This window comes from Neobacillus sp. BP17, assembly GCF_059579525.1.
Map to the genome: position 1 here is coordinate 3,058,967 of NZ_CM184198.1, position 12,534 is coordinate 3,071,500.

A 12,534-nucleotide genomic window follows, 5' to 3' on the forward strand; every position below is an offset into this window, starting at 1 on the left:
TCAATTAATTACCTAAGGTGTCACCTACTTAATTTCTCTTTTTTTCCCTTGTTTATTCTTCCTTACTATAATCTCTCCTTACATTATTCATGGGTAAATTGCATAAAATTTCCCATTCTGCACAAAATGAAAAAAAATATTTTGAGGGCTGCCAATGACAACTAAGAATGAACTTCTAGGTGCTGCTGAAGATAGTTCACAAAGTAATATGGATCAAAATTGGATCAACCGTTTATCAAAATCCAATGACTTCGTTCATGAGCAAACCTCCTTAAAAGAGGAAGATCCTTATTGGCTTTCTTACTATCGCACACTAATTTCATCTGATATCCTCCATAAGGATGTTTTGCCCTACTTGCAGGAGCAGTTATCATTAGAAGAATTAAAACGCATCATTCCTGTCGAAGTAATTATTTTTACGAAAGATTCTAAGGAAATCATTCAAAACCTCATGAGGGGATTCCTCGCTCTTCATATGCATGAAGATGATGAACAATGTCTATTAATTAATATTGCTAACAGTAAATTCCGAGATGTTAGCGTATCAATGATGGAATCCTCGGCTGTGGGACCACAAGTGGGTTTTATTGAAGAAATAGACACGAATATTAATCTTATTCGAAAGCGATTACCAGTTCCAGAACTACTTGTCATCGAAATGAAAGTCGGCGAACTTTCCAAAACAAATGTTGCAGTTATCTATATGGATGGGATTTCCGATCCGGAAAATGTGAATACGGTTGTCCAAAGAATAAACGATGTCCAATATGATCATATCCAGGACAGTGCTTATCTCTCTTCAATGATCGAGGACAATACGAATTCTTTATTTCCCCAATCCATATCAACTGAGCGCGTAGATCGGGTAGCTGCAGGTTTAACGGAAGGGAAAATTATCATTGCAGTGGATGGTTCCCCTAATCTAGTCATTGTTCCTATTACTTTATTTGAAGCGTTTATAGCGATGGAAGATTATAGCTACTCCTGGATAATTGGAAATTTTTTTCGTTTATTACGATATGTTGCATTGTACCTTTCGACGATTGTTAGTCCAATGTATGTTGCAATCATGACCTATCATTATGAATTGATTCCTGCCCCATTACTAGAAACTTTAGTGGGTTCAAGAGCATCCGTCCCCTTTCCACCGTTTTTAGAGGCATTTTTTTTAGAAATCATGATTGAAATGGTAAAAGAGGCAGGTATTCGATTACCCTATAAAATCGGACAATCACTTGGCGTAGTGGGTGGTATTGTCATCGGACAGGCCGTGGTTGAAGCGGGGTTAACTAGTAATGTATTGCTTATTTTAGTTGGACTCGGAACCTTAGCATCCTATACGGCGCCGATCTATAAATTTAGTAACACCATACGGTTTATTAAGTTCCCAGTAATTATTCTTGCCCAATGGTTTGGGTTGTTCGGTGTATTTTTGGGACACCAATTTATATACGTTCATTTATTAAGGTTAACGTCTCTCGGACGTCCTTACTTAAGCATGTTTCCAATTCGAACAACATCATTTCAAGATCTTTGGTTCAGACTTCCTTTTTCAAAGCAGCAAGAAAACCCGTCCACCCTTAGACCACAAAAGAAAAGAAAAGCAACCGGGAATCGAGAAAACCCAGAACCAGTGAACGATTTTTATGAATAAATCGTAAAGGGGTATTCATTTGCAAGTGAATAAAAGGCATCAAGTTTCTCCCTATTTAGTTTACTTTATAGTTTACAATTCACAGGTTGGAGTTGGTATTTTAGGATTCCAAAGGACTATTGCTGCGAAAGCAGGTTATGATGCATGGATTGGTGTAATCGTGGCAGGGTGTTTCGTCCAAGTGTTCATATGGATTATGTATAAGCTGCTTGAAAAAGCGGATGGAGATATTGTTGATGTCCATTCAAAGGTGTTTGGGAACATTCTCGGAAGTGTTTTGAGCTTTATCATTATGATTTATTATTGGCTGGCAAGCGTCTCAGTCTTACTTGGATTTATTGAGATTATTCAAGTATGGATGTTCCCTACATTACCTACTTGGATTCTAGGTACATTAATACTTGGATTAGTATATTATTGCGTGTCTGGGGGTTTTCGGGTTGTTGTCGGTGTTTCATTTTTATCATTTATTTTTCCACAAATAATGCTTATCGTCCTTTATATTTTCCCTTTAAAGGAAGCACATTTTTCAAATTTACTGCCAATCATGAATCATTCTTATAATGACATGTTTGATGCGGTGAAAAATTCCATGTATACATTAGCTGGAACAGAAGCGCTACTCATGTATTATCCATTTATTAGAGATGCTAAATCTTCAAAAAAATTCGCACACTTAGCTGTCCTGTTTACTACCCTACTTTATACGGTTTCTGCGATTGTTTCATTTACGTTTTATAGTGAAATTCAGATAAAAGAAACAATTTGGCCAGAATTATCTTTAATAAAAATTATTCGTCTTTCTTATTTGGAGCGCTTTGAGTACCTATATATATCAATGTATCTCATCATTGTTTCGGCCTTACTTTCCCTTCTATTATGGTGTTCTACCAGAGGTCTAAAGAGAATTTTAAAAAAGAAACAAAAGAACTTTTTTATCATTTTAAGCCTACTTAGTGTGGTAATATCTCAATTAATAACCGAACAATTTAAAGTAACACTGGATAAATATGTAACTCAAATGAATTTATGGATCTTTTACGGCTACATCCCAATCCTCCTAATAATTTTCACAATACTAAGAAGGAGAAAACCAAATGGCTAATCGAACCTTAATAGGAATATGGGTTACTATTTTCTTATTATCCGGTTGTTCTCTGATACCGACCAATATCGTCAATCAAATAAATATGAACCAGGGTGCAGGATATGATTGGGCCGGAAAGAATATGATAAAAGGAACCATTACCTATCCAATTTATAAAAAGGATAAGCCCTCTACCACTGAAGTCAAAATATCTTTAGGTGAAACGAGTAAAGAAATTCGGAGCAACATAAATAATGAGTCACGGTATCCAATAGTCAGCGGTCAATTACGGGTTGTACTTTTTGGGGAATCACTAGCAAAAAAAGGGATAACTGATGTTGTTGATACCCTAAACCGTGACCCTTCCATAGGCAGTATTATTCAAATGGCTGTTGTCGATGGAGATGCCAGTGAGCTACTTAAAATAGAGAAATTCAAAACAGAAAATGTTTCGTTGTTTGTACAAGAAATGCTGGATCAATCCATGAAATCAGATAATCTTCCTGAATCAAATTTACAAACATATTTATTTCAATTCACCCAAAATGGACAGGATCCCTACTTGCCGTTAATCAAACAGATAGAAGATAATATTAAAATTATTGGCATTGCGATATTAAAAGATGATCGATATGTCTTCCCTATTTTTATGGAGGAAGCATTCACTTTTAAATGTTTAGTTGATAAATATAAGCAGGGCTTACAGCGTTTCACATTAGAAAATGGTGAAATGGTCGTTCTAGATAATCTTCGTTCAAAAGCACATTATGAAGTAAAAATTAAAAAAGGCAGACCGGAATTTACAATTAATCTTAAGATGAAGACAAGGCTTCAAGAATTCACATCTCCAAAGAAAAAAAGGGTAGCATTGGATAAAAAACATATCCAAAAGGAAATTGCCGGGCAATTAGAAAAAAACTCCTTAAAACTCATCAAAAAGTTTCAAAAACATGGCGTGGACCCTTTAGGTCTAGGTGCAAAATATAGAGAGCATGATCGCAGTTTTAATAAAAAAAAATGGAAGAGATTCTATCCAACAGCAAAAGTTCATGTACATGTAAATGTGAATATCAAACAAACTGGGACTGTAAATTAATTCTTAAAAATGAACCGGATATTTTTTTTGAAAATGGTCAAAATAAAATTAGGGCTTGTAGCTCAAGTGATAGAGCAACCTGTAGTCCTTCACGCTGACTACAGTGTGTTTTGTGGGTTCAAATCCCACCAAGCCCTTTCACTTAATAAATTTCAGCATAGCAAAGGGACTGACAAAAGTCAGTCCCTTTTTTAAGATTATAATAAGCCAAAAAATCTAACCGTTTGTGTAATAATCAGTGGAACAAGAATCGCAATAACCGTCGGAATTAAGAAGGCCAAGAAGGTCCATTTCTTACTCTTTGTTTCTTTGAATATATTCAGCAAGGTAGTGCCGCACGGGTAATGAAGGAGTGAAAATAACATCATATTAAGTGCAGTAAGCCATGTCCAGCCATGGTCTAAAAAGATTTTCTTCAAATCTACTAAGTTATCGACTTCTGTCAATGAACCCGTTGATAAATAACCCATCAAAAGAATTGGAAGAACAATTTCGTTTGCTGGTAACCCTAAAATAAATGCCAACATGATGTAACCGTCAAGACCTAGCATTTTACCAAATGGGTCCAAGAATTCAACCATATACATCAAAATACTTGTATCACCAATATAAATATTTGCAATTACCCAAGTTAAGATAGCTGCAGGTGCAGCAACTTTAACGGCGCGAACTAATACAGACCAAGACTTGGTTAAAGATGACCGAATCACGGTATCAAATATCTTCGGTTTACGGTAAGGCGGTAATTCTAATGTGTAATGAGTTGGTACTCCTTTTAGGGCCGTTTTCGACAGAACCCATGAAACAAAAAAGGTTACCACTATACCAAATAAAACAATACCTACAACGACACCTGTAGTAACTAGTGATGCTGCCCCACCTGTAAAATTGGCAGCCATGAATAACGATGCTAAAACAATTAAAGTTCCCCATCGGCCATTACATGGAACAAAGTTGTTTGTCAGGATGGCCAGCATCCGCTCTCTTGGTGATTCAATAATTCTTGTTGAAATAACCGCTGCCGCATTACAGCCAAATCCCATCGCCATTGTTAATGATTGCTTCCCATGGGCACCTACCCTTTTAAAGAGACGATCCATGTTAAAGGCTACCCTTGGAAGATAACCATAATTTTCTAATAATGCAAATGTTGGAAAAAAGATCGCCATCGGCGGGAGCATAACACTAATCACCCATGTCGTTCCTCGGTATAAACCGAGAACAAGGACTCCGTGCAGCCAATCTGGTGCATGCAAGAAGGTAAAAAATGATGTTATATACCCCTCTAAGAATCCAAAAAACTCAGCTAACATGGAGGATGGGATATTTGCTCCAGCAATTGTTAAATAAAATAGAACTCCTAACATAGCAATCATGATGGGAAAACCAAAAATTGGTGAAGTTAAAACCGCATCCAGTTTTTCGGTTCGAGTATCCCTTTTTGATTTGGTATAGGTGATTCCTTCGCCACACAATTTATGACTGCGATCGTAAAGGTTTTGAACAATGTCATCTCTCAGCTTTGGTGTCGACAGCTCCTGAGCTTCAGCATAAAGCTTTTGAATACTCATTCTCTAAACCACCTCCTGCAACCAATCGGTTACTAATTTCATTCAGTAAAGATTCATCTCCATCTAGCAATCTCAAAGAAACCCAACGAGAGGATAATTGATCTCCAACAAATTCACGTACCTTAGGTTCAATTATTTTAATCTTAGCTTCGATCTCCGCAGGATAGGACACCTGAACCGGGTTGCATTCAATCACCCCAGTCACAATCCGATCAATGGTATCTAAAAGCATAGGAAATCCCTTTTTGTTCCTTGCAGAAATCTTGATGACGGGAACCCCCAACCGATTGGTCAACAATCGCTCATTTATCTGAATTCCTTGTTCTTCCGCAACATCAATTAAATTGATGCAAATGACAACATTTGTTGTCATCTCTAATACCTGCAACGCTAGATTCAAGTTCCGCTCTAATGAAGTCGCATCTAGTACCACAATCGTCACATCTGGTTTTTCAAAAACGATATAATTTCGCGCTACCTCTTCATCCGTTGAATTCGAAAAAAGTGAATAGGTGCCAGGAAGGTCAATAAGATTGAACGTTTTATCTTTATGCTGAACAGTCCCTTGCGCAAGTGAAACGGTTTTTCCTGCCCAATTTCCTGTATGCTGTCTAAGGCCGGTTAAGGCATTAAACAAGGTACTTTTCCCCGTATTCGGATTTCCAGCTAAGGCAATTCGATATTCATTACCCATTAGATACCAGCTCCCCCTCTATTCTTGAACTTTCCTCTCTTCGTAATGCGATGGTTGTTTGGCTGACACGAAAAGCAATTGGATCTCCCAACGGACTTTTTCGGATCACCTCTACAAGCGCTCCATTCACAAATCCTAAATCTAATAATCTTCTTCTCATGACACCCTCTAGATTTATATCAGTTATTTTTATTAAATTTCCTTTTTGACCATTCACAAGTTTGATAATTTTAGGGTTATCCATCTCTCTTTCCCCACCTTCAAAGTTTTTACCTTGTGCAACTTTTCTTTAATTATATGTAAAAATTCTAAAAATGTCTCCTATTTTGTAAAAATAATTATTATTTGTGTGTGGACCCTTATCTAAAAAAAGGAAAAAAAGCCATTTTTATTCATAGGAGTACTCTATATCACTGAATTTTTAACAGGTTATGGTAATCTGAAGTTATTTTTTAAATATTCAGTTTTTTAAAAATGTAGATGGGGTGATTAAATTTTTTGTTTTCGGGAACGTTTTTTATTTAAGAACTACAAACAAAACCCCTTATGGTAAAGACTCCATTAGGGGCTTATTTTTGAGAGTGCTTATAAGGAACCAACCGTAAACCTCTGCCATTCTGGCGGCAGGAGTTGTTGATATCTACGTTGTAGGAATCGATCATCAATCAACACGATAGTTCCATGGTCCTCTTCTGAACGAATTAACCTTCCTCCAGCCTGCAGTACCTTGTTCATGCCAGGATACACATAGGCATAGTCATAACCATTTTTGTTTTGTTGATTAAAATGATCTTTAATGAGATTCCGCTCAAAACATAGTTGCGGCAAACCTACTCCAATCACAACTACCCCATTTAAGCGATCACCAATCAAATCAACACCCTCCGAAAATATCCCTCCAAGGACCGCGAATCCCAGTAATGTTTCCGTTTGATTCGGTTTAAAGGCATCCAAAAAGGCTTCTCTTTCCGTTTCAGTCATCCCAGCTGCTTGAATAATCGTTTTCGTTTCTTCATCCTGTTGCTTGAATTGCTCATAAACAGCTAATAAATACTGATAGGATGGGAAAAAAATAAAATAATTCCCCGGCCGCTTTTTTATCAATGATTGAATTCCTGCTGCGATTGATTCTTTCGTCTGTTCTCGATCACGGTAGCGTGTGGACAATGGATGAATAAAGACATCGACCTGTTCACTTGAAAATGGCGAAGAAATCGATAGTACATAATCATCCTTCTGCCCGCCGAGCAGATCTTGATAAAAGTTAATAGGCGAAAGTGTTGCTGAAAAGAATATCTTCGATCGATATCCCTTTCCCATTTGATGAAGAAGCTTAGAAGGATCCATGCAAAAAAGCTTTACAATGAGATCATTTTTCACTTTTTCTACGTAAATGACATAATGTTCATCCAAAAATTCATTGATTTTTAAAAAATTATTGACGATAAAGTACGCCTCCAAAAGAGTTGGTGAAGCTTCTATAGGAAGTGCTTGTTCGCTAATTTCTACAAATTGAACCAGGGAATCAATCAATTCGCCATCCAGATGTTCAAGCGTGAACTCTTGCTTATCTGGATTTTCTTTTTTTAAGGATAGAAACCAGGCATTAAGCTTACTGGCTGCGTCAAACAGGGATTTATTAACACCTTTAAATTCCTTTTTCAATTGTAGAAATACATCTTTGTTTATGGAGGATGAAAACATCTCCCGGCCGCGGTCGGCAAGATTGTGGGCCTCGTCAACCAATAGGGCAGTAGACTTCTTTTGCTCTTCCAACAACCGTTTTAAGGAGACACGCGGGTCAAATACATAATTGTAATCGCAGATGATGCTATCGACGGCATAGGCAAGGTCTAGCGAAAACTCAAAGGGACAAACTGTATGTTTATTTGCATAAGTTTCAATTATTTCTCGAGTCATGCCCGTTTCATGAGATAAGATATCAAGTATCGCATCATTGATCCGGTCATAATAACCATTAGCAAATTCACAATAATCCTTTTGACAATTGGTTTCTTCCTTAAAGCAAACTTTATCTTTCGCTGTTATCGTAACGGTGCTCAAACAAAGACCACAAGAGCGCATTTTCTTAAAAGCATCTTCTGCTGCTGTACGGGTAATCGTTTTAGCCGTAAGATAGAAAACTTTGTCCAAATGCCCTTCTCCTATGGCTTTTACAGATGGAAAAAGTGTCGAGATTGTTTTTCCTATGCCGGTTGGCGCTTTGGCAAACAGATTTTTCTTATCGAAAATCGACTTATAGACCACCCCAGCTAATTTCCGTTGCCCCTCGCGGTAAGTTTCAAATGGGAAGGTAAGCTCTTTACAGCTCTCATTTCGCTTTTTTCGATGACTAGAGAGCAGGTTTGCATAAGGGGAATAGTCCTCCATTGCATTTTCTAGAAAGACTTCAAGTTCTGTGATGTTGTATCTTTTTTGGAAAAATATCTTCTCAAGTGTATCTACGTGGACATATGTAAGCTGAACCGTGATTTTCTGTAAATCATTGTCCTTCGCATACATTAAGGCATACAGTTTCGCTTGTGCCCAGTGCACGGGATAGCCTCCTTGCTGGATCTGCTCCGAAGCATGCGAAAAAGATTTGATTTCATCGATAATCACCTCTTCATCACGAAACAATAACCCATCACACCTGCCATCTATAGTGAAAGAAAGTTCTCCTGCCTTGACCTCTGTACGGAGGTATACTTCTTTCTGATCGGATTCACCATACGTTTTCTGGATCATTTGATGAATTCTTGTTCCATCTAACATTGTTGATGGTGATCGAAAACGCGAATCGATACTTCCGCTCCTAAAAACATGTTCAACGAGAGTTCTTACTGATATAGAAATAGTATCTGACACTAGAACCACCATCTTACTATAAATAATTATGAGAATATATGTTTGCTTTTATTATATCAGTTTTTCCTCTTCTTTGGATAGTTTCCAACCCATCAATAAAAAAACAGGTAAGGAACAACCAACATCCTTACCTGTTTTTTTGGTGAATCACTATGACCGAATTTGTCCAGTACCACGGACAATCGCTTTCGTTGTTGTTAACGCTCGGAGGCCCATTGGTCCGCGGGCATGAAGCTTTTGTGTACTAATTCCAATTTCTGCGCCATAACCAAACTGCTCGCCATCGGTAAATCGGGTGGAAGCATTATGATAGAGGACCGCTGCATCCACTGCCTGGAAGAACAAACGAACATGGTCAAGATTTTCACTGATGATGGCCTCGGAATGTTTCGTTCCATACTGATCAATATGATCAACCGCTGCCTTCACATCAGTAACCAATTTTACCGCCAAAACTGGTGCTAAAAATTCATTTTTCCAATCCTCTTCCGTGGCCTGCTTTACAAAGGGATAGGCAGCTGTTAAAACTTCATCTCCACGCAGTTCCACTCCCCGGTCATGAAGCGAATATAATAATTTTTCTGCATATGGCCATTTTTCGTGAATTAGGACGGTTTCCGCTGCATTACAAACGGATGGCCGATGTAATTTTGCATTGATCGCAATATCGATAGCCATGTTTTCTTTAGCAGTTTCATCAATGAAAACATGACAATTGCCTACGCCTGTCTCTAAAACTGGAACTGTTGCATTTTGAACAACTGATTGAATTAACCCTGCTCCACCGCGAGGAATAAGCACATCGAGGTATTCATTCAATTTAAACATTTCAGCGGCTGTTTCACGGCTCGTGTCCTCTAAAAGTTGAACGGCATCTGCTGGAATAGCCGTTTCAGTGAGTGCCTTCTGCATGACATGAACAAGCGCTTTATTGGAATGGATCGCCGAGGTGCTCCCTCTTAAAAGAACAGCGTTACCAGCTTTTAAGCACAGACTCCCTGCATCAACCGTAACATTAGGACGCGCTTCATAGACCATTCCAATGACCCCAAGCGGAACTCGAATCGTTTCGATTTGTAACCCATTCGGACGGTTCCATGCTTCAATTGATTCGCCAATTGGATCCTTTAAATCTACCAACTGTCTTACTCCATCGACAATCTGTTCAATTCTTTCATTTGTTAAAAGAAGGCGATCCAAAAGCGAATCGGAAAATCCATTTTCTTTTCCTGCTTCTATATCTTTTGCGTTTTCGGCGATTAACCATTCTTTCTCCGTCAATAAATGGTCCGCCATGGTTAACAACGCTGTATTTTTGTCTTCAGTTGACAGCATTCCCAATTGTTTAGATGCCCTTTTCAATTTGCTGGCCTTTTCTAATAATTCACTCATTTATTTTCACTCCTTTGGCATTGTGACCCAATTATCCCGATGAATCACTTCTGCTTTTTTATTAATCGAATAATCTTTTGATTGTTCACTCGGCAAGCCTTTTACTTTTAGTAGATTCTTAGAAGAATAGTAGCTTTGTCCTTTCCCAACAATTCTCCCTTTTTGATTGCGGACCACGACAACATCTAAGGCATTAAACTCTCCAATTACATTGGTCACTCCCACTGGCAGTAGACTTTTACCTTGAAACAATACTGCATTCACTGCCCCATCATCAATTTCGATTACACCACCAACCTGTGAGTGGTAGGCGATCCATTGCTTCCTCATTTGCATTTGTGTTTGGAAGGGCCCTCCTATATAAGTCCCATCCCCTTTACCTGCTAATATATCCACCAATTTTTCCTTTCCCTTACCTGTACCGACAAAAACACTGACACCGAGGGAAAGAGCTTTTTTTGAAGCTAGTAATTTTGACTTCATTCCGCCCGTTCCTACCGAAGAACCAGCCTCGCCTGCAACTCCTAGGAGGTTTTCAGATATCTCGGGAATAAAATGATATTTTTTAGCTTCTTTTGACGTTTTGGGATTGCCATCATATAAACCATTCACATCCGTTAAGATCATCAGTGCATTGGCATGTAAGAAGCCACTCACGAGAGCAGACAACATATCATTATCACCGAAAGTCAATTCATCAATTGCCACCGAATCATTTTCATTTATTATCGGTAATACACCCTTTTGAAGTAACTTCTGAATCGTATTAAAGAGGTTATGAAACCGGACCTGGCTATAGAAGTCTTCTCGCGTTAATAAGATTTGGGCAGGTACAATATTAAACTCATTAAACAACTGAATATACTGTTGCATCAGTAGCCCTTGACCAACAGCAGCCGCTGCCTGTTTCCCCGATACCGTTTTGGGACGTGTCGGATAACCAAGTGAGCCAAAACCTGCGGCAACAGCTCCGGATGAAATAAGTAAAACATCATGCCCTTGTTCTTTCAAGAAAGCAAGTGCCTCCACATGGTCACGTATTTTTTCTTCAGAAATTGTCCCTGAGGCATTCGTGAGTGAACTGCTCCCAATTTTTACAACCACCAACTGTTTTTTCATTTCCCTCTAACCCTTCTTTTAAAATAAAAAAAACGACTCTTCTGTCCTTATAAAAAGGACGGAAAGTCGTTTCCGCGGTACCACCTTTATTGATGCCATGCACCCACTTTGGACCCGTAACGAGGGTGACGGCTTATGTTTGCATAAGCAGTGTGTGTGTGGGCAGGTTCAACCTTTTTCCGTGAGAAACCTTTCAGCCGGCGGGTTTCACTCTCTAGCACGTTCCCAAGATTTACTAATCCCAAACTATTTTTCGATTTATAATTTCTTTGATTATCCTTAGAAAATGATAAAAAGTCAATAGAATAGTTTAAATTTTTAAAATAAAAAGCTAACCGAAAGTTTTCCGGATAGCTTAAATGTCAGTCTTATTTATTGATTTGTTTATACCACATAGCTGCGGCCTCGACTTCGCTGTAGCTTAATTGGTGTCCATTATGCTCCCAGTGAAGATGGACTTTGGCATTTGCATTTTCCAACATCTTTTCTAGGTCACCTGATTCCAGAGGCGAACAAATCGGATCATTAGTTCCTGCGCCAATAAAGACATTTACCTCTGATAAATCAGGCAATTCAATCCCTCTTAATGGCACCATTGGATGATGGAGAATGGCTCCTTTTAAGGCATCTTTGTAATGGAACAACAAACTCGCAGCGATATTCGCACCATTGGAATATCCAATTGCGATGATATTCTTACGATCAAATTCATAAGTTTGTGAGGCTTCGTCTAGGAATTCATACAATTCTTTTGTACGAAGAATAAGATCTTCTTCATCAAAAATCCCTTCAGCTAATCTGCGGAAAAAACGCGGCATCCCATTTTCAAGGACATTTCCGCGAACGCTTAAAAAAGAAGCATCTTCATCAATTTTCCCTGCAAGTGGAATCAAATCTAACTCCGTTCCTCCGGTTCCATGCAGTAATAAAAATGTTGGCTTCGTTGCGTCTTTCCCTTTTTGAAAAATATGTTTCATCGTGTCGGTCCCCTTTCTCAGGTAAAAGTTCCTTACATTATTGTTAGAAACTTGGTCATTCCCTAATCGTAAAAGT

At 38.3% G+C, this 12,534-nt stretch carries 10 protein-coding genes and 1 tRNA gene; 4 read left to right on the forward strand and 7 right to left on the reverse strand.

The window, feature by feature from the left end:
* Positions 1-154 precede the first annotated feature (154 nt).
* From AC4QJR_RS14835 to AC4QJR_RS14850, 4 genes are all read left to right on the forward strand, one after another.
* On the forward strand, positions 155-1,654 hold the full coding sequence (locus AC4QJR_RS14835) for a spore germination protein (protein ID WP_496523311.1): 1,500 nt from the start codon (positions 155-157) through the stop codon (positions 1,652-1,654).
* Positions 1,655-1,679: 25 nt separating this feature from the next.
* Entirely contained in the window at positions 1,680-2,759 is a 1,080-nt protein-coding gene (locus tag AC4QJR_RS14840) for a GerAB/ArcD/ProY family transporter (protein ID WP_496526686.1), read from the forward strand.
* Positions 2,752-3,837, forward strand: coding sequence for a Ger(x)C family spore germination protein (locus AC4QJR_RS14845; RefSeq protein ID WP_496523312.1), 1,086 nt, complete (start codon positions 2,752-2,754; stop codon positions 3,835-3,837). The genes AC4QJR_RS14840 and AC4QJR_RS14845 overlap by 8 nt, the downstream gene beginning before the upstream one ends.
* A 51-nt stretch (positions 3,838-3,888) precedes the next feature.
* Positions 3,889-3,974: transfer RNA gene (locus AC4QJR_RS14850), tRNA-OTHER, on the forward strand.
* A 60-nt stretch (positions 3,975-4,034) separates the two neighbouring features.
* Here AC4QJR_RS14850 and AC4QJR_RS14855 read toward each other — a convergent pair.
* From AC4QJR_RS14855 to AC4QJR_RS14885, 7 genes are all read right to left on the reverse strand, one after another.
* Positions 4,035-5,408 carry a nucleoside recognition domain-containing protein gene (locus AC4QJR_RS14855; protein ID WP_098571274.1) on the reverse strand — a complete coding sequence of 458 codons (1,374 nt, stop codon included), beginning with the start codon at positions 5,406-5,408 and terminating at the stop codon, positions 4,035-4,037.
* Complete coding sequence (locus tag AC4QJR_RS14860; RefSeq protein WP_251458899.1) at positions 5,383-6,102, reverse strand: FeoB small GTPase domain-containing protein; 720 nt, start codon at positions 6,100-6,102, stop codon at positions 5,383-5,385. Before AC4QJR_RS14860 ends, AC4QJR_RS14855 begins: the two co-directional genes overlap by 26 nt.
* Entirely contained in the window at positions 6,095-6,346 is a 252-nt protein-coding gene (locus AC4QJR_RS14865; RefSeq protein ID WP_098571276.1) for a FeoA family protein, read from the reverse strand. Before AC4QJR_RS14865 ends, AC4QJR_RS14860 begins: the two co-directional genes overlap by 8 nt.
* 341 nt (positions 6,347-6,687) lie before the next feature.
* Positions 6,688-8,970 carry an ATP-dependent DNA helicase gene (locus AC4QJR_RS14870; protein WP_496523313.1) on the reverse strand — a complete coding sequence of 761 codons (2,283 nt, stop codon included), beginning with the start codon at positions 8,968-8,970 and terminating at the stop codon, positions 6,688-6,690.
* Between the two features lie 150 nt (positions 8,971-9,120).
* Entirely contained in the window at positions 9,121-10,362 is a 1,242-nt protein-coding gene (locus AC4QJR_RS14875) for a glutamate-5-semialdehyde dehydrogenase (protein ID WP_098571278.1), read from the reverse strand.
* Between the two features lie 6 nt (positions 10,363-10,368).
* Positions 10,369-11,481: a glutamate 5-kinase gene (gene proB / locus AC4QJR_RS14880; protein WP_375376902.1), complete on the reverse strand. Its 1,113-nt coding sequence runs from the start codon at positions 11,479-11,481 to the stop codon at positions 10,369-10,371.
* Positions 11,482-11,849: 368 nt separating this feature from the next.
* Positions 11,850-12,458 (reverse strand): alpha/beta hydrolase, encoded by a 609-nt coding sequence (locus AC4QJR_RS14885; protein WP_496523314.1) that lies wholly within the window; start codon positions 12,456-12,458, stop codon positions 11,850-11,852.
* Positions 12,459-12,534: the final 76 nt, after the last annotated feature.

What these genes read in the sequence shown, in the direction of transcription:
- AC4QJR_RS14835 (WP_496523311.1), top strand. Translation starts at nt 155, where the DNA reads ATGACAACTAAGAATGAACTTCTAGGTGCTGCTGAAGATAGTTCACAA.
- AC4QJR_RS14885 (WP_496523314.1), bottom strand. Translation starts at nt 12,458, where the DNA reads ATGAAACATATTTTTCAAAAAGGGAAAGACGCAACGAAGCCAACATTT.
- proB (WP_375376902.1), bottom strand. Translation starts at nt 11,481, where the DNA reads ATGAAAAAACAGTTGGTGGTTGTAAAAATTGGGAGCAGTTCACTCACG.
- AC4QJR_RS14860 (WP_251458899.1), bottom strand. Translation starts at nt 6,102, where the DNA reads ATGGGTAATGAATATCGAATTGCCTTAGCTGGAAATCCGAATACGGGG.
- AC4QJR_RS14875 (WP_098571278.1), bottom strand. Translation starts at nt 10,362, where the DNA reads ATGAGTGAATTATTAGAAAAGGCCAGCAAATTGAAAAGGGCATCTAAA.
- AC4QJR_RS14845 (WP_496523312.1), top strand. Translation starts at nt 2,752, where the DNA reads ATGGCTAATCGAACCTTAATAGGAATATGGGTTACTATTTTCTTATTA.
- AC4QJR_RS14855 (WP_098571274.1), bottom strand. Translation starts at nt 5,408, where the DNA reads ATGAGTATTCAAAAGCTTTATGCTGAAGCTCAGGAGCTGTCGACACCA.
- AC4QJR_RS14865 (WP_098571276.1), bottom strand. Translation starts at nt 6,346, where the DNA reads ATGGATAACCCTAAAATTATCAAACTTGTGAATGGTCAAAAAGGAAAT.